Here is a 17,836-nt window from a genome sequence, read left to right on the forward strand (position 1 = left end):
GACACGATTACGAGGAGGGGAAAGTTGTGATAAATGATATTCGCGGCATTGTCGCGCAGCTTACGCTTGAGGAGAAAGCCGGCCTTTGTTCGGGCGAGAGCTTCTGGACGACCAAGGCGATCGATCGGCTCGGAGTTCCGTCCATCATGATGACCGATGGTCCTCACGGCTTGCGCAAGCAGGCAGGGGATGCCGACCATTTGGGGCTGAACGAAAGTGTCCCGGCAACCTGCTTTCCGACCGCAGCCGGGCTGGCAAGCTCCTGGGACCGGGAGCTCGTCCGCAGAATGGGGGAAGCGTTGGGCAAGGAAAGCCAAGCGGAGGGCGTCTCTATCCTGCTGGGTCCCGGCGCGAATATTAAAAGATCTCCGCTTTGCGGCCGGAATTTTGAATATTTTTCGGAAGATCCGTTCCTGACCGGGGAATTGGCCGCGGCTCATATAGCGGGCGTTCAAAGCCAGGGCGTCGGCACGTCGTTAAAACATTTCGCCGTCAACAATCAGGAGCATCGCCGCATGACAACGGACGCGCTGGTGGACGAGCGGACGCTGCGTGAAATTTATTTGACTGGCTTCGAGATTGCGGTGAAGAAGTCACAGCCATGGACCGTTATGTCGGCTTACAACCGCTTGAACGGGACGTACTGCTCGGAGAACGAAACGCTGCTCACCCGCATTTTGAAAGAGGAATGGGGGCATGAAGGAATCGTCGTTTCCGACTGGGGCGCCGTCAACGAGGCTGCAGCCAGCGTAGCGGCGGGGATGGAGCTGGAGATGCCGACCAGCCACGGGATCGGACAGCGCAAAATCGTCGCTGCGGTAGAGAACGGAGAACTGTCCGTCGAGGCGCTGGACAGAGCGGTGACGAGACTGCTGACCGTTATTTTCAAAGCGGAGGACAATCGAAAGCCGAATGCGACATACGACAAGGAAGCGCATCACAGGCTTGCAAGGGAAATCGCCCGCGAGTCGATGGTGCTGCTCAAAAACGAAGACAACCTGCTTCCGCTGCCGAAGAAGGGCAAGCTTGCGGTTATCGGAGCGATGGCCGAACAGGCCCGGTATCAGGGCGGAGGAAGCTCGCACATCAAACCGACGAAGCTGGACAGCATAAGGGAGGAAATCGCGAATACGGCAGGGGAAGCGGACATTCGATATTCGCAGGGTTACCGACTGGAGAGCGACGAGAGCGACGAGACCTTGCTGCAAGAGGCCAGTCAAGCCGCAGCCGATGCAGACGCGGCCCTCGTGTTCGTCGGTCTTCCGGATCGCTATGAATCCGAAGGCTATGATAGGACGCATCTGAATCTGCCTGCCAACCATATCGAACTGATCGAGCGGATCGCCTCGGTTCAACCGAACGTTGTCGTGGTGCTGAGCAACGGTTCTCCCGTAGTCATGCCGTGGCTGGGCCGTGCCAAGGCCCTTATCGAAGCCTATCTGGGCGGACAGGCCGCGGGCGGTGCGATTGCGGACCTGCTGTTCGGAGACGCCAATCCGAGCGGCAAGCTTGCGGAGACCTTCCCGCAGAGCTTGAAGCACAATCCTTCGCATCCGTATTTCCCCGGCGAAGGGGATCGGACGGAATATCGGGAAGGCATGTTTGTCGGATACCGCTATTTCGACGCCAAGGATATCGAGCCGTTGTTTCCTTTCGGATTCGGATTAAGCTATACGACTTTCGCCTATTCCGGTCTTAAGCTGGACAAGAGCGAGATAAGCGACCGCGACACCGTGCAAGTAAGTGTCAGCGTGAAGAACACGGGAAGCAGATTCGGCAAGGAAATTGCCCAACTCTACGTCCAAAGCCGGAATTCAAGCGTCATCCGTCCGGAAAAAGAGCTGAAAGGCTTTGCCAAAGTGGCGTTAACCCCGGGGGAGGAGCAGACGGTTACGTTTACGCTCGATAAACGAAGCTTTGCCTATTACAACGAGGATTTGAAGGATTGGCATGCGGAAACGGGCGAATACGAAGTTTTGATCGGCAGTTCTTCGCGCGATATCGCGTTGCGGGCGGTTCTGACGGTTCAATCGACGACCGAAATCGTTCCAACTTTTCATCGGAACTCGACGATGGGCGAGTTGATAGCGAATCCGGCGACGGCGCCGATTCTTGCCCATTTGCAGAGCATGGCGCCGCAGCAGCAAACGCAAGCTTCATCGGATGCCGTATCTTCGGACATGATGATGGCGATGATGCGATACATGCCGCTTCGCGCGCTGCTTCCCTTTACTGGCGGCGCGATGACGGAAGAGACGCTGAACCTGCTGCTGGAGCAATTCAACCAAGCCGTTCGAAGGGAACGGAATCAAGGCTAGCTTTGCCCGATCGTACAGCAGGGCTTGCCCTTTTGTACGATGTTTTTCAAGGTGGTGGCCTATAGAATATAAGATGTACTTGCTAATTGAGAGAGAGAGAAAGAGAGAGAGACCTCTACAAAAAAACGATAAATGGAGGAATCAAAATGGCTTTCAACGAGAATTCAACATTGGGTGAACTTTTGGAAAACGAAGCTACCGTTGCCGTACTCGAAAAACATCTGCCAGGCATATCGACGAACCCGATGGCCAGTATGGGGAAGAGGCTGACGCTCCAGCAGTTGGCCGGCATTCCGCAAGCGAATATCCCCCATGAGTTGATAAGCGCGATCGTGGCCGATTTGGCCGGAATTCCGGATCAAGCCGCCGAGTCGACCTCGGGGAAGAGCGGATCGGCATCTCCCTCCGCATCTGCGGCAGCGGAGAAGATCGCTCCGGAAGGCTCCGTAGCCCTCGTGACTGGAGCGGGCAGCGGCATCGGACGAGCCGCGTCGCTCAAGCTTTCGCAAGCCGGCTTCAAGATTGTAGCGGTCGACTTTAATTCGAAGACGGGCGAAGAGACGCTACGCCTCGTTCGCGGGCAAGGCGGCGAGGGCATCTTCGTTCAGGCGGACGTTTCCAAGCATGAAGATGTCGAACGATACGTGAAAGCGACAGTCGACACGTACGGAAGGATCGACGCCTTCTTCAACAACGCAGGCGTGCTTCAGAAATTCTCGCTGCTGGAAAACATCGAGCTGTCCGAGTTCGAGAGGATCATGGGCGTCAACGTTCGCGGCGTTTTCCTCGGTCTGAAGCATGTGCTTCAGGTCATGAACAAGCAAGGCTTCGGTTCGGTCATCAATACGGCCTCGACCGCAGGCATCCGCGCCGAACACAGCATGGCGGTCTACACGGCAAGCAAGCACGCCGTCATCGGCCTGACGAAGGCGGCGGCGATCGAGTACGTTCGCAAAGGCGTGCGCGTCAACGCGATCTGCCCCGGCGGCGTCGATACGGCTCTTACCCAGGCTGTTCCGACCATGATGCAGGAAAGCGGTTATATGCCGGAGGAATTCCCGAACATGAGAATCGGTCGGTTCGCCGATCCGGACGAGCTTGCGGAGATGGTCGTATTCCTTGCCTCCGGCAAGTCCAGCTATATGACCGGCTCGATCGTCGCGGTGGACGGCGGGTTGACGCTGTAAACCGGAGAACGAATCTTTACGGAACGATCCGACAAACGGCAGATTCCATTATGGAGGAATCTGCCGCTTGTCGGTTTGGCGCGCTTGTTCTGGTTATCTGTCTCCTATAGGAGGTTCTCCGTCAAGCCAGTTCCACTCGTTATTTTCCATGAAAATGGAGGTGGAAAGCTCGGGAGCGAAGGTCGGCGGCAGGAAGCCGAGCACCGCGCCGGCAAAGGCTTTGCATTTGTCGCCGGTAGGCGCCGTCAGCAAATCGTTGACCATTTCGATAAAGCCGTCCGGTTTTTCCGGAGCCTTCTCCACGGCTTTCATCAAGGACTTGTGGCAGGGAAAAAGGATGCGATTGCGCGCCAGGACGATTCGGCTGCCGAACAGAGCGAGAATGCTTGCGGAATGCGTCAGCAAATAAAGGTTGTCTTTTTTGGCCGCTTCGTCGGCAAAATAAAAGCCGTACAGCATAATCTGCGCGGTGAAATCCCGAATATTCTTCTCATAGTTTTTCTCGGGATAAACCGGGATTTTGGCAAGAAGCGCATCCAAATCCGGTATACGGGAATACCAGGCCTGAGATCCGATGAAGGAAGCACGGGTAGGCTCGCTCCCTCGTTCGGCCGCCGCCTCCAGAAACCCCAGGTTGATAATCTTGCCGTCGATATACCCTCCCTCGTAATCGCAGATTACCTTGTCGCGGTTGATATACGACAGATTGTGCGATTTTTGACGTTCGGCATACGATTCGTCGTCGACCACCAAATATACGTCGACGTCCGACGACTCTCTCGCAATCCCTTGCGCGACGGAACCCGCTGTAATGATGGACAGAATGGAAGAATCCGCACTCAGCGCTTCCGTCAGTTTGTCTAAAGCTCGCTTATGATGTTCGAACATGGTCTACCTCCTTGATTTGTCAAGATGAGGCTAGAATAGCAAAAAGGAACAGACCGAACTATAGGGAATCACGCCAGATTTTCTTGTCGGACAAGCTTAATGGTCAAGCCGGTTGCGGACGCAAAGGGGCAGTGATAAGATAAGCGCACGAAGGGAGCGCGTACTGCTCATCGATACCCAGATTCCCGATAGAATGTGGCTCGAAGTTGATTCGAAACGGCGGAGGCCTCTCGAAGCTTGCTTATGCCGCGCCTGCTAAAACGGGGTATAAGAAGGAAGAACAGGAGCGATGCTGCACATGAGATCTGACGAATGGACAAATTCGCGACAGTCTTTTGACGAGGACGGAGCCATTTCCGATTCGAGAATACCGATCCTGATTTGGATCGTTCTGATTTACGGAGCCTCTCTGGCCTTGCAACTGATCGACGGAGATTTCCATTGGATCAACCTGTTGTTTTTCACAGGGCTGATCGCTTTGCATGCATCTTTGTACTGGCATTCCCCTTCTTTTGTCGTCAAGCGGGCGTGGATTTATTTTCTCATTCAAGGACTGCTCGTCTATGCGGCTTCCTATCTGGTACCGACCGGTTCTCCGGTCGTGCTGATCGGTCTCTATCCCGCTCTGATCAGTCAAAGCACGGGCGTCTTTAACGAGAGAAGCAAAATCGTGCTTGTCTCGCTGGGCTGCTATTCTCTGATGCTGATTGCGCTGGGCGCCATGGACAGATCTCGCGAATTTGCCCTGATCATTCCCGTGTTTGTTCTGCTGAACGTCATTGTGGTCTCGTATGGGCTGCTGTTTTTTCGGCAGGTTCGGGCGAAGCTCCGCACGCAGAGCTTTCTTCGGGAACTGGAGCGAACCCACCGGAGGGTAGAGGAGCTGACGCTTGCCAACGAGCGGCAAAGGATGGCGCGCGATCTGCACGATACATTGGCACAGGGGCTTGCGGGCTTGCTGATGCAACTGGAGGCGGCGGATGCGCATCTGGACAAAGCCAATCCGGAACGCGCGCAGGATATTATCAAGAAAGCGATGGAACGGGCAAGATCAACGCTGTCGGAGGCCAGACTGGTCATTGACGATCTGAGGCAGAACGGGGGAACTGAAGCCGGGGACGGCGACTTCGTCCGGCTTGTCGGCGAAACGGCGGACAAGCTCACCGCCCATACGCCTCTTTCCGTATCCCTGAATTCTTCCCCGCTGCTGCCTTTGTCCCGTTTCGTCATGGAGCATTGTCTCTACATCGTCGGAGAGTGTATTGCCAATGCCGTCAAGCATGCGGAGGCGAAGCGCCTCTGCCTAACGATCGAACAGGATCCTCGAACCGAGAGCCTGCGCCTTGTTGTCCAGGATGACGGAATCGGCTTTCATGTCGGCGCAATCGGCCAGCGTTCGGGGCATTACGGTCTTGTCGGCATCCGCGAACGGATTCGGTTGCTGGGCGGGGAAGCGGAGATTAGCAGCGCACCTGGAAAGGGAACGACGATCGAAGTAAGGGTCCCGGGCAGAAAAGGAGAGAAGGAATGACCAAACAAATTCTGATCGTCGACGATCACCTGCTGGTGAGAGAGGGCTTGAAGCTCATTATCGAAACGAACGAAGAGTACCGGGTCGCGGGCGAAGCGGAAAACGGGGAGATTGCCCTTCGCCTCGCGGAGCAGCTGCGACCGGATATCATCTTGCTCGATCTGAACATGCCGGTCATGAACGGTCTCGAAACGATGAAGCGGCTGCGGGAGCAAGCGCTCGACATTCCTGTCATTATTTTGACCACCTATAATGAAGACGATTATATGGTGCAGGGCTTGGCCCTGGGTGCGAAAGGTTACCTGCTCAAGGATGCCAACCGCGAAAAGCTGTTTCATACGCTCTCGTCCGCGCTGAGGGGAGAGACGCTGCTGCAGCCGGAAGTGGCTTCGAAGGTGTTCGGCTTCCAGCAGGAGCGGGTGTCTCCGGCTCACACCGGAAGGCGCGAGCTTCCCGCCTTGTCAGATAAGGAGCAGCTTGTGCTGCAGGCGGCGGCGCGCGGATACCGGAGCAAGGAGATCGCCTTCGATTTGGGCATATCCGAGCGCACCGTAAAGGCCCATTTGACCAGCATTTATAACAAGTTCGGCGTCGATTCCCGTTCACAGGCGGTCGCGATGGCGATCGAGCACGGCGTTATTCACCTCTGAAATCAGGAAATACCCGATCGTACATCACGGGCATGCCGTTCATGTACGATTTTTTTGTGAGCGCACCCGATTGTCCCAAGAGAATAAGATATCGCTATCCTATCTTCGGAATGCGTTATATGAAGCCGCTTGAAAACTGGGTAGACTTGTGGTTGAAGGTCCAAAATGACACCTTGGGGGAGGGGATGCCATGCTAAAGGCAGTCCTGTTCGACGATGAACCGATCGTTCTGACCGGAATGTTAAAGAAGTTTGACTGGACGCGATATGGGATCGAGTTGGTCGGCACCGCAACCGACGGTCTATCCGCTCTTCGATTAACGAGAAGGCTTCAGCCGGATATCGTTCTTACCGATATCCGGATGCCGGGGATCGACGGTTTGCAGCTTATCGAAAAAATTGCTCGGGAGTTGCCGAATACGAAGTTTATTGTATTTAGCGGATACAATGAGTTTGAATACGTTCGAAGGGCAATCGGCCTCGGCGTTATCGATTATTTGGAGAAACCGATCACCTTCGCCAAGATAGAGAGCGCGCTTGTCAGAACGATTGAACGAATCAGTCAAGATCACGAATTCAGCGAATTGAAATTCAAGTGGGAATCCGATCGGGAGGGGAGGCTGGAAAAAGCGACGCGAGAGCTGCTGCTTGCGGGCGAGGGGGCTTTGACCGAATGGAAGGAGGCGTACGGCAGCGGTCCGCATTATACTTCCATCATGGTGTTAGCTTTCGACAGCGATATCCCCCGGTTGCCCGAACATCCAATGTACAAAGAAATTGCGATCAAAAACGGAACCGAGCGTTTGGCGGTTCTGCTCGTCATGGAGGAGTCAAGAGAAAAGCTGGACGAACGGATAGAAACATGGGATATCCCGGAGCCCTTTGGATCCGGAAGGCGATACGAGTTGCTTAAAGATGCGCGCAGAAGCTACCATGAAGCCCTTCGCGCGCTCCGGTACGGCAGGTTTATGAAGGAGGGCGGCCGGGTGCGAATAGAAGAAATCGAGAGCAGGGAAAGCAAGCTGTACGCTGACCTCGGGCACCACGAGAAATCGATTATTCTGTCTCTTCGTACCGGAGATAAGGACGGGTTGAATTGGGCTCTGCATGCCTACCGGGCCTGGGTGAAAGAATGGAAGGTGCCGCCGGAGCGACTGGAGCAGGAGCTTGTGAAGCTTGTGTTTTTAAGTCTCGAGATGGCCAGAGAGACCGGGGCGGAGACAGGGGAGCTTGGAATCCTCAGACATTGGGAGCTTCACGAGATGAATTCGCTTGACGACATGTTCGAATGGATGCACGGCAAACTGAATGAATTAAACGTTTGGACAACGGGCAAAAGACGTGAAGCGAAGCACTCGTCCCTTGAAAGAGTGCTTGATTATATAGAGGAGAGATACGACCGGGATTTGTCGCTGCAGGAGCTGGCCGAGCTCGTCGAGCTTCATCCGGCCTATCTTAGTTTGCTGTTTAAAGAGCGCCTCGGCGTTTCCTACAGCAAGTATTTAACGGCTCTGAGAATAGAGAAAGCCAAAGGATTGCTGCGCGATGGCGAGCGGGTTCATGAGGTCTGCAGGAGGGTCGGGTACTTCAATCAGAGGCATTTTGCGGATGTGTTCAAGAGGGCGGTTGGAATAAGTCCGGGACACTATCGCGAAGCACACAGTTCGGGACGAAGGTATGCGTTCGATGACGAAAATTAAACTTCGACTGCCGTTGACTTTCCGCTTTCGTAGAATCCGGAGCCGTTTTCTCGCCGCCATGATTTTATGGTCTTTGCCTGCTATCGCTTTGCTGGGTATCACCTCTTATAATATTTCGAAGTCGACCGTTACGGAGCTTAATGCCAAGTCGAATCAAGAAAGACTGAGAACGTCAAGCGACATCGCCGATTTGCTCTTCCGCAATATTAACGGACTCCACTTTTCAATTGTCGTAAGCGATGCGATTCGACGCGATCTTACGGCGGCCGCCGCTCCCCTCTATTTGTCATCGGACAAGCCAAGTGGGGACACTTCCGCTTTGTTAAGCCGGATTATTAGCGACAGCTCGGCGGACACCAAGTACGTCACCTCCATTTGCTTGCTTGATTTGCAGCTTCGTATCGCCTGCTCGGGCAGATCGGACGATGCCGGCGCATATGAGGGACCGAACCGGGACGAACAGCTTCGGCAATCGGACTGGTATCGCAGCGCCTTTGAAGGAAAAGGCAAGGTTCTATACTACCCTTCGGATATTTTCGGAGAATCGGACTCTTCTTTTTCGACGATCAAGCTGTTTCGAGACAAGGAGGGGGTAGAAGGCGAACCCTTGGGCCTATTGGTCGTGAATGTATCGAAGTCGATTTTTAAGACAGTGTTCGGAGAAGGCGAGGCGTATGGAGGCTTTATGATTCTGGACGAACGACAAGGCTTGTCGCGGGCGGTGTACGGCCATTTCGAGCATCTGCCGCAAAGCGGAGGCATCGACGAGGTTGTAAACGATTTGGAAGAGCAGTCCATTCTCGTCACCGCCTATTTCAATCAGACGACGAACTGGACTTTCCTCCATCTTGTTCGTTCTTCCGAGCTGTTAGGGCCGTCCAGAAATATTCCCTGGATCACGACTGCCGTTGCGATTGCCTTTGCCGCGATCGCGCTGGTGATGTCCTATCTTCTCTCTCGAACGGTGACGAAGCCGCTGCTGGAGCTCAAGAAAATGATGCTGGACTGGACCAAGGGGGCCAGAGATTTTCCGGTTGCCTTCGGCAATGATGAAGTGGGGGTAATCGGGGAAACATTTAAACGAATCTCAAGCCTCAACGAGGAGCTTTCCGCCAAGCTGATTCGCTCGCAGCTTAAGGAACGCGAAGCCGAACTGCGCGCCCTTCAGTCGCAGATTAAGCCGCACTTTTTGTACAACACGCTGGACTCCATTTATTGGATGGCTATTCTGGACGAGCACAAACCGATTGCGGATATTGCCGAGTCCCTATCCGTCAGCTTTAAACTCATCCTGAACCAAGGGAATGAAATGTTAACCGTTCGCGACGAACTGCTCCATATCAGACATTACGTTCGCATCCAAAACATCCGTTTCGATAATCGTTTTCTTTACATTGAAGAGGTTGACGAATCGATTATGGATTCGACCATGTTGAAGCTTCTTCTTCAACCGCTCGTAGAGAACGCGATTTTCCACGGGCTCGAACGTAAAATTGGAGACGGAACAATTGTCTTAAAAGGCGCTAGAGACGGCGGGAAGCTAATTTTTACGATTTCGGACGACGGTGTAGGGATGGCGGATATCTCGATGACGGAACGAGGCTATGGACTTCGCAATGTCAAAGAACGACTAAACCTGTATTACGGAGAACAAAGCGACCTCGAGATCTGGAGCCAGCCGGGAAGAGGGACGAAAATTACAATTCGATATGATCCGTCACCTTAAAAAAACAGCGCTTACCTAAAATTTAAAGCGCTTACGAACCGGATTTCTTAAAAGCTATAATAAAGCTACCGGTTAAACATCCGGAAATCATTCAGATCAGGGGGGCACTTCGAAGTGTTTACAAGCAAATTCAAGAAAACGGTTCCAGTGATGTTGGGCGTCATGATGGTTGCGGGGGCATTATCGGGTTGCGGAGGAAGCAATACGAACGGAAAAGAGACAGCCTCTCCAGTCTCCAGCAATTCGGAGTCGGCCTCCACGGCGGCAACCCCCGAAAAAGAGGTTAAGATAACGCTTTCCACGGACAATTCGCAAGATGCGGTCAATACGGCGAATGCCTACATTGCCGCGTTCGAAAAGAAATACCCGAACATCAAGGTGGAACTGGAAACCCGTCCAGGCGGCTCGGAGGGAGACAACATTGTTAAAACCCGGCTGGCTACGGGAGATATGACAGATGTTTTTTTCTATAATTCCGGCTCCTTGATGCAAGCGCTTTCCCCGGAAAGGAACATGATCGATTTGACGAACGAGCCGTTCCAGCAGGAGGTCATCGATTCCTTCAAGCAGACGGTATCGTTTAATGGCAAGGTGTACGGGGCGCCAACGGCTTCGACGATGGCCGGCGGCTGGTTCTATAACAAAAAAGTGTATGCGGATCTGGGTTTGCAGGTACCGAAAACTTGGGACGAGTTGATTGCAAACAGCGAGAAGATCAAGGCGGCGGGTATGACTCCCGTTATTGGCAGCTACAAGGACACTTGGACCTCTCAGTTAGTCGTACTTGCCGATTATTTCAATGTTCAAGCGGAGGTTCCTTCATTTGCCGAAGATTTCACCACTCGGAAAGCGACCAACGCAGGGACTCCGGCCATGCTCCGCTCGTTCGAAAAGCTGCAGGAGCTACATGACAAGCAATTAATGAACAAGGACCTACTGGCAACGACGTATGATTCGGGGCTCAAAATGTTGGCGGAAGGAAAGGGCGTACAATATCCGATGCTGTCGTTCGCGACGCCGGCCCTGCTTCAGAACTATCCGGACCAGATCGACAATATCGGTTTCTTCGCGCAGCCGGGAGACGACGCATCCTCGAACGGCTTGACGATCTGGATGCCGGGCGCGGCTTATATTTACAAGGAAAGCAAGCATATCGAAGAAGCCAAGCTGTTCGTGGCGTTCGTCGCTTCGGTTGAGGGAACGGAGGCAGCGAACAGCGTATCGAAACCGACGGGACCGTATTTGATCAAGGGCGCTTCCATTCCGGATGACGTACCGACGCTGGTCAAAGATATGCTTCCGTACTTCGATAACAATCAGACGGCGCCGGCTCTTGAGTTTGTTTCTCCGGTTAAAGGCCCGAGCCTGGAGCAGATCACGGTAGAAGTCGGATCGGGCATCAAGACTGCGCAGAAGGGCGCCGAGTCGTACGATCAGGATGTTGAAAAACAGGCGAAACAGCTTGGTCTCGAAGGCTGGTAATTCAAAGCTGCGAGTGAACGACGAGACGCAACAAGGTCTCGTCGTTCACTCGAATAAGCAGGTTCGCTATAGATCTCAGACATACTGGTTGGCATGGGAGAAAGGAAACTTACATGAAATCAATAATGTTTAAGCGAACGTATTCCTACTGGTTCCTCGTACCGGCCGGGATTGTATATTTGCTCATTTTTTTATTGCCCACGATATTGTCTTTCTTTTTTAGTCTGACACGATGGGACCTCGTCGACTGGACGTTTATCGGTCTGGAAAATTTCAGAATGTTCTTCAGAGAACAGTCGCTTGCTATCGGATTTCAAAATACGCTGATCTACGCCGTGGTCACCTGTTTCTTAAAAGTGGTGCTGGGCTTGTTTCTTGGCGTATTGCTGACTTCCAAGCTCCGTTCGAAGCACTTGCTTCGTTCTATCCTTTTTTTTCCGACATTGGTCAGCACAATTGCTGTCGGAATCGCGTTCAGCATGATGATGCATCCCTCGCAGGGGCTGATCAATAGCGCGCTTGCCGCCATTGGATTGTCTGGACCGGACTGGCTGGGCGATACGAAGCTGGCCTTGCTTTCCGTTGCCTTTGTCGACGTGTGGAAGGGCATCGGATTTGCCGTCGTTATCTACATTGCAGGCATCGTCTCCATCCCGACTGACTATTACGAGGCGCTGCAGATCGACGGAGGCGGCGGATGGCATAAGTTTTGGAGCATCATCGTTCCGCTCAGTCGTCCGGCTACGCACTCGGTCATCATTCTATCCTTCATTGGGGGTCTGCGCTCCTTTGATTTGATCTGGACGATGACGAAGGGCGGTCCGGGTTTTACGACGGATTTGATCGCTTCTATTATCTATAAACAGTACCAAGGTGGATTTTACGGACTCTCGACTGCGGGCAATGTCATTCTATTCCTGATCGTTGCCGTACTCGCGGTACCGCTCAATATGTATCTGAATCGAAAGGAGGTGGAAAGGTGAGAAGAGTTCGAGTCATCGGCTATGAAACGTTGGGAATCGCATTCGCCCTTCTTGTCTTCGGAGCGCCATTCTACTTCATGATTGTCAATGCCGGCAAGGATGCCAAAGGGGCTTCGCTGCTGAATATGGAATGGCCTTCATCGCCGCAATTCTGGGAAAATATTAGAGCCGTAATAGAGGTTCGGGACTATCTGCTCGTTCGAGCGTTTGTTAACAGCACCGCGCTCACGTTATTCTCTATTGTTTTCCTGGTTCTGTTTTGCGCGATGGCGGGATTCGTGCTTCAGCGGCGCCGGGAGCGGGCCACTCCAGTATACGAATTCCTGATTCTGTCCGGGTTAATTATTCCTCCGGCTATCGTACCTACGATATGGGTTTTGGATGGGGTCGGACTATTCAAGACGCTGCTAGGACTCATTCTCGTGGAAGTCGCTCTCGGATTCCCGTTCTCGGTGCTGTTGTACAAAAATTTCATGGCAACCGTGCCGAGAGAGATCGACGAAGCCGCCATTCTTGACGGCTGCGGCGGCTTGCGCTTGTTCTTCCGGATCATTATGCCGCTTCTGCAGCCCGTGACCGCGACGATCGTCGTGCTGTCTTCCGTTACGATTTTTAACGATTTTACAAATCCATTGTACTTCTTGCCGGGAGCCCGGAACGTAACCGTACAATTGACCCTGTACAACTTCCAAAGCCAGTTTGTCACACAATACAACTTATTGTTTGCCAACATCCTTTTAATTACGATTCCGCCGTTCATTCTATTTTTGATATTCAACAAACGAATTGTAGCCGGAATGACGGCAGGGTCGCTGAAAGCTTGATAACAGGAGGAGAATGAATGATGAGGAAGTTTTCCTTGATGCTCTTGCTTGTTTCGCTTTTGATGATGATCTTCGCTCCCGCTTACGCTTCCGGACCTCACAACGGGGATAGAGGGAAGAAAATGAGAATTGCTTTGGCTCTGGGACAGGGCGCGAAGAGCGCCTTCGAGGAGGGGTACGTTTTTCAGCGGGGAGCGACAACCGCGACCGATTTGAAGGAGCTGCAAAAGCTTTACAACGATGCAGGCGCTACCGAAATGTTCGTAAGAATCAATACGAAACGGTACAATGACGGAGATTTGTCCGTGGATCCCGCTCATGCCGAGCTGCACTCTCTCGAGTCCGGATTGGCGATGTGCCGTATCGCCGCCGAGGTCCATATGCCGATCAATCCTGAAATCATGGTCGCCTATACGTATATGGACTCCTTCTCTCAACAAGCGCCGGACTTCAAGGATTATCCGGAGCTGAACAAACCGGATAAGCCGTGGTCGGAATATTCGCTCGCCGAAATGAAATCCGTGCTTAAGCAATACGGGCAACTGGTTGCCAAAGAGTTGAAAATGGCCGGTTGCAAGGTGGACTATTGGAATCTGGGCAACGAGGCGAATTTCGGCTTCGCTGGAGTCAGCGTAGGGTTGAAGACGGCTGTCAATCCGATTCTGGAAACCACAACTTTGTGGGATATGTTCGTTCTCCCATCCTTCGGAGCGGAGTGGCTCAAGGACAATGTATGGAACTATAACGGACAGTTGATGGCAGCGTTGGCGGAGGGAATTCGAAAGGTCGACCGGAATGCCAAATTCTCGACACATGTCACAACAACAGTTGCGGATACAACCTCCATTACGACGTACTTCCGCACATTGGCGCAAAATGGATTTAAAGTCGATCAGGCCGGCATCAGTTTCTATCCGACCTCGATGTCCCATGTTCCGGACCCGCTTGGCACGGTTAAAGGGATGATTAACGCAGTCCGTCAAGAATTGCGAGTTCCCGTGTTTATCGCTGAATACGCTTACCCCTCCCATCCGATTGACAGCGGCCCTTATCAGGACTGGGATACGCCTCCGACGGGCTATGTCATTTCGGAAGCGGATCAAGCCAGATTTACGGCGGATTTACTTGCTTGGGGACGACAAAACGGCGTTAGCGGCATTCGACCGTGGGCTCCGGACTTGATTACTGGAGAATGGAGCGCGATGTCGTTATTCAATGCCGATGAAACGACGAAGATCGCCACGGCAAAGCCGATTCTAAACGTTTTTAGAGCCTTCCGCTAGCTCTATGGCAAGACAAGGAATGTCCTGCAATTGATTTAGGCTCCCCCTATCGTAACAGGGTGAAATCATAACGCCTGTTACGATAGGGGGAGCTTTGTCGGATTGTTCGCCTTCGATTTGCGCATTGCCCGATCGTACAAGAAGGGCATGCCCCTTCGTACGATTTTTTTATTGGGCCGGCAAGATAGAATAAAGGACATAACTTCACGACAAGGAAGGGATGTCCAATATGGCAAAGTGGCTTTATTCTATCGGAGAAAAGGTTTATCGTCATAAATTCAAGACACTGACCGCAAGTATGGCGATCCTGCTCGTTGCGGCTGCCTTGGTCATGAGCCTTGGCGCTTCGTTCGCAGGCGACCTGTCCATTCCCGGAACGAAATCTGAGCAAGCGATGAAGGTGCTGAACGAAGAGTTCCCGTCGCCCGACGAGGGGAACAAGGGTAACGTCCAGATGGTGTTCAAAGCCCCGCAAGGGGAAACGCTGGAGAGCGAATCCGTTCGTTCCTCGATTGAAGATGTACTTGCAAAAATCGGCGATGACCCCGATGTTGATTCGATCGCGGGTCCCTACGATAATTATTCATTAAGCGCAAGCAAGGAGATCGGATACGCAACCATCACTTACAAGCTAGATGCCGGAGAGGTAACGGAAACCTCGCTTGAAAAGGTGGAAGCCGGGGCGGAGGAAGCTCGGACAGCGGGCATTCAGGCCGATTACTCAGGCAACGTTGGTTCGGTTATTCCGGAAATCGGCGGCGTCTCCGAGGTGGTAGGCATCGTCGTCGCTTTCTTGATTCTGGCCTTTACTTTCGGATCGTTTCTGATCGCCGGGCTGCCGATTTTGACTGCGGTTATCGGCCTTGGCATCGGAATTCTCCTCGTGCTGATCGGCACGAACGTGATGGAAATGACCTCGATCTCCATTACGCTTGCGGTAATGCTAGGTCTGGCCGTCGGTATCGATTACGCCCTCTTCATCATCTCCAGGCACAGGCAGAGCCTTGCGGAAGGGAAGAGCGTGCGGGAATCGATCGCGATTGCGAACGCAACCGCGGGCAGCTCCGTACTGTTCGCAGGACTAACGGTCATTATTGCTCTGCTCGGACTGTCCGTCGTCCGAATTCCGTTCTTGACGACGATGGGGATCGCAGCTGCAATTACGGTCGCCGCGGCGATTGCGGTCGCAGTCGTGCTGGTGCCGGCCATGCTGGCTATCGTGGGCGAGAGAGCAAGACCGAAGTCTCGACCTAAGGCGAAGAAGAAAAAAAACTCTTTCTCGGGCGCCTGGGGCAATACGGTAGTCAAATATCCGCTGCCGATTGCCATTGCGGCGATTCTGCTTCTGATCTTTATCAGCTTGCCCGCTCTGAAGCTCGAAACGGGCTTGCCGGACAATGGTCTTAAGTCGGTAGAAAATACGGAAAGACGCGCCTACGATTTGCTGACCGAAGCTTACGGCCCTGGTTATCATGCTCCGCTTGTCCTTGTTGCCAAAGCGGATGCGAACGATTCCGGTTCGGATTCAACCGAAGCCATTCGCGACGCCTTGAAGGAACTGAACGGATTCGACAATGTTTCTTCTTTAAGCGAGCCAATGTTTAGCGCGTCCGGAAATGCGGCTATCGTAAACCTGCTCCCTGGAACCGGACCGCACGATAGCCGAACGAAAGAGCTGGTGCAGGAGATCAGGGACTCTGCGGAAGAAGCTGCAGGGAAAGGGGGGGGCGTCGAGTTGTTGGTGACCGGAACGACGGCCGTCAACATCGATATTTCCGATAAGCTGAACGAAGCGCTGCCCCAATTCGCGCTTTTGATCGTCGGTCTGGCCATCATCCTGCTTGGAATCGTGTTCCGGTCCATTTGGATTCCGATCAAGGCGGTGCTCGGATATTTGCTGACGCTGACGGCGACGCTGGGCTTTATCGTATTCGTCGTCCAGGAAGGCCATCTGGCCCAGCTGTTCGGCATTCCGGAGCCGGGCCCCGTACTCAGCTTCTTACCGGTATTGACTGCCGGGATCTTATTCGGACTTGCCATGGATTATGAGGTATTTCTGGTCAGCCGGATGCGCGAGGAATACTCCCGAACCGGCGACGGCCGTCAAGCGGTGCTCGCCGGCATGGCCAACAGCGGGAGCGTCGTCACCGCGGCGGGCTTGATCATGGTCGTTGTGTTCGCCAGCTTTATTTTTGTCGAAGACACGATGATCAAATCGATGGGACTCGCGCTTGCCTTCGGAATTCTCGTGGACGCCTTCATCGTACGGATGACGATCGTCCCGGCCATCATGGCGCTTATGCCCCGGTTGGCCTGGTATTTCCCGCGCTGGCTGGATCGCATTACGCCGCGAGTCGACGTAGAAGGGGAATCCATCCACGATGTATCGGACGATTCCGAGAAAGTCGCATAAGGTTTGTTCTTGCATAGGGTGCGGATCGGCAAGCCGATTCGCACCTTTCTTCCCAGGAAGGAAGGAGACAGAAGCGTGAAGAAGAAGATTAGGAATCGACTTTCCCGGATTCAATAAGGAGAGTCTAAAAGGAGAGAGAACAAATGCAGCTTTACGCAGTAAAGTTCGGCGAATCCCCTTTCCAATCCAAGTACGTCTTTCGCGATGCAAGCGTCAATGAGCCTATGCGCATCCCGTGGTCCTATTACGTCGCCCGCTATCGGGGGAAGAACATTTTATTCGATGTCGGATTTCGAGACCCTCCGACTGCAGAAAAGTGGGGCATCGAACTGATCGATGTCGAACCGGAAGTCGCGAGCGTCGTCGACCTGAGCTCCATCGATACGGTTTTTATTACGCACAGCCACTTCGATCATATTGACAATATTGATCGGTTTCCCGGCGCGCAAATCATTATTGGGCATGATGAATACGAGCATGCTTTGCAGAATGCGAGCCTATCCGTAAGGGAACGGCTGCTTCAAAGCAACGTATTGACCGTGAAGGAAGCTGAGCTGTTTCTGGATACATTCCGGTTCGAGGTCGTTGGGGGGCACACTGTCGGCTCGTCCGTCGTTTATTTTCAGCATGACGGCGCGAATTATGCGATTACCGGAGACGAATGCTATGTGGCCGAAAATCTGACAGCCCGGAGACCGATCGGCGTATTTTTCAACACGGAGAAAAACGAGGCCTTTCTTAAGAAAGCTCATGGAATAGGGGTTATTCCACTGCCCTTTCATGATTCGGGCATATTCCAAACCTACAAGAAAGTAACAGAGAATATGGTCCAGATCATTTAGAACGGATAAG

At 53.1% G+C, this 17,836-nt stretch carries 13 protein-coding genes; 12 read left to right on the forward strand and 1 reads right to left on the reverse strand.

Annotated elements, in window-relative coordinates; all coding sequences use genetic code 11:
• Nucleotides 1–26: 26 nt before the first annotated feature.
• Both ACESLM_RS08555 and ACESLM_RS08560 read left to right on the forward strand, forming a co-directional pair.
• Entirely contained in the window at nt 27–2,318 is a 2,292-nt protein-coding gene (locus ACESLM_RS08555; protein ID WP_372631132.1) for a beta-glucosidase, read from the forward strand.
• 428 nt (nt 2,319–2,746) lie between these two features.
• Nucleotides 2,747–3,505: an SDR family NAD(P)-dependent oxidoreductase gene (locus tag ACESLM_RS08560; protein ID WP_372631147.1), complete on the forward strand. Its 759-nt coding sequence runs from the start codon at nt 2,747–2,749 to the stop codon at nt 3,503–3,505.
• Between the two features lie 93 nt (nt 3,506–3,598).
• Here ACESLM_RS08560 and ACESLM_RS08565 read toward each other — a convergent pair whose 3' ends face one another.
• Nucleotides 3,599–4,393, reverse strand: a complete 795-nt coding sequence (locus ACESLM_RS08565; RefSeq protein WP_372631133.1) for a nucleotidyltransferase domain-containing protein — start codon at nt 4,391–4,393, stop codon at nt 3,599–3,601.
• A gap of 298 nt (nt 4,394–4,691) precedes the next feature.
• Between ACESLM_RS08565 and ACESLM_RS08570 the strand changes: the two genes are divergently transcribed.
• The 10 genes from ACESLM_RS08570 to ACESLM_RS08615 all read left to right on the forward strand — a co-directional run bounded on the left by ACESLM_RS08570 (nt 4,692) and on the right by ACESLM_RS08615 (nt 17,826).
• A complete protein-coding gene (locus tag ACESLM_RS08570) occupies nt 4,692–5,924 on the forward strand; it encodes a sensor histidine kinase (protein WP_372631134.1) in 1,233 nt (410 codons plus the stop codon).
• A complete protein-coding gene (locus ACESLM_RS08575; RefSeq protein WP_372631135.1) occupies nt 5,921–6,574 on the forward strand; it encodes a response regulator in 654 nt (217 codons plus the stop codon). Before ACESLM_RS08570 ends, ACESLM_RS08575 begins: the two co-directional genes overlap by 4 nt.
• 190 nt (nt 6,575–6,764) lie before the next feature.
• Nucleotides 6,765–8,273, forward strand: a complete 1,509-nt coding sequence (locus ACESLM_RS08580) for a response regulator transcription factor (RefSeq protein ID WP_372631136.1) — start codon at nt 6,765–6,767, stop codon at nt 8,271–8,273.
• The gene (locus ACESLM_RS08585) at nt 8,260–9,999 is read left to right on the forward strand and encodes a sensor histidine kinase (protein ID WP_372631137.1); all 1,740 of its coding nucleotides are present in this window, start codon (nt 8,260–8,262) and stop codon (nt 9,997–9,999) included. Before ACESLM_RS08580 ends, ACESLM_RS08585 begins: the two co-directional genes overlap by 14 nt.
• Before the next feature lie 150 nt (nt 10,000–10,149).
• Entirely contained in the window at nt 10,150–11,481 is a 1,332-nt protein-coding gene (locus ACESLM_RS08590) for an ABC transporter substrate-binding protein (protein ID WP_372631148.1), read from the forward strand.
• Nucleotides 11,482–11,594: 113 nt separating this feature from the next.
• Complete coding sequence (locus tag ACESLM_RS08595) at nt 11,595–12,464, forward strand: carbohydrate ABC transporter permease (RefSeq protein WP_372631138.1); 870 nt, start codon at nt 11,595–11,597, stop codon at nt 12,462–12,464.
• The gene (locus tag ACESLM_RS08600; RefSeq protein WP_372631139.1) at nt 12,461–13,288 is read left to right on the forward strand and encodes a carbohydrate ABC transporter permease; all 828 of its coding nucleotides are present in this window, start codon (nt 12,461–12,463) and stop codon (nt 13,286–13,288) included. The genes ACESLM_RS08595 and ACESLM_RS08600 overlap by 4 nt, the downstream gene beginning before the upstream one ends.
• 17 nt (nt 13,289–13,305) lie before the next feature.
• Complete coding sequence (locus ACESLM_RS08605; protein WP_372631140.1) at nt 13,306–14,571, forward strand: glycosyl hydrolase 53 family protein; 1,266 nt, start codon at nt 13,306–13,308, stop codon at nt 14,569–14,571.
• A gap of 229 nt (nt 14,572–14,800) precedes the next feature.
• Nucleotides 14,801–16,984 (forward strand): MMPL family transporter, encoded by a 2,184-nt coding sequence (locus ACESLM_RS08610; RefSeq protein WP_372631141.1) that lies wholly within the window; start codon nt 14,801–14,803, stop codon nt 16,982–16,984.
• Nucleotides 16,985–17,127: 143 nt separating this feature from the next.
• The gene (locus ACESLM_RS08615; RefSeq protein ID WP_372631142.1) at nt 17,128–17,826 is read left to right on the forward strand and encodes an MBL fold metallo-hydrolase; all 699 of its coding nucleotides are present in this window, start codon (nt 17,128–17,130) and stop codon (nt 17,824–17,826) included.
• The last annotated feature ends 10 nt before the right edge of the window (nt 17,827–17,836 follow it).

It is taken from the genome of Cohnella sp. (assembly GCF_041641335.1).
Lineage (GTDB): Bacteria > Bacillota > Bacilli > Paenibacillales > Paenibacillaceae > Cohnella.

Excerpts from the sequence above, each read along its gene's own strand:
- ACESLM_RS08565 (WP_372631133.1), bottom strand. The coding sequence starts at position 4,393 with ATGTTCGAACATCATAAGCGAGCTTTAGACAAACTGACGGAAGCGCTG.
- ACESLM_RS08570 (WP_372631134.1), top strand. The coding sequence starts at position 4,692 with ATGAGATCTGACGAATGGACAAATTCGCGACAGTCTTTTGACGAGGAC.
- ACESLM_RS08575 (WP_372631135.1), top strand. The coding sequence starts at position 5,921 with ATGACCAAACAAATTCTGATCGTCGACGATCACCTGCTGGTGAGAGAG.
- ACESLM_RS08580 (WP_372631136.1), top strand. The coding sequence starts at position 6,765 with ATGCTAAAGGCAGTCCTGTTCGACGATGAACCGATCGTTCTGACCGGA.
- ACESLM_RS08585 (WP_372631137.1), top strand. The coding sequence starts at position 8,260 with ATGACGAAAATTAAACTTCGACTGCCGTTGACTTTCCGCTTTCGTAGA.
- ACESLM_RS08590 (WP_372631148.1), top strand. The coding sequence starts at position 10,150 with ATGTTGGGCGTCATGATGGTTGCGGGGGCATTATCGGGTTGCGGAGGA.
- ACESLM_RS08595 (WP_372631138.1), top strand. The coding sequence starts at position 11,595 with ATGAAATCAATAATGTTTAAGCGAACGTATTCCTACTGGTTCCTCGTA.
- ACESLM_RS08605 (WP_372631140.1), top strand. The coding sequence starts at position 13,306 with ATGATGAGGAAGTTTTCCTTGATGCTCTTGCTTGTTTCGCTTTTGATG.
- ACESLM_RS08610 (WP_372631141.1), top strand. The coding sequence starts at position 14,801 with ATGGCAAAGTGGCTTTATTCTATCGGAGAAAAGGTTTATCGTCATAAA.
- ACESLM_RS08615 (WP_372631142.1), top strand. The coding sequence starts at position 17,128 with ATGCAGCTTTACGCAGTAAAGTTCGGCGAATCCCCTTTCCAATCCAAG.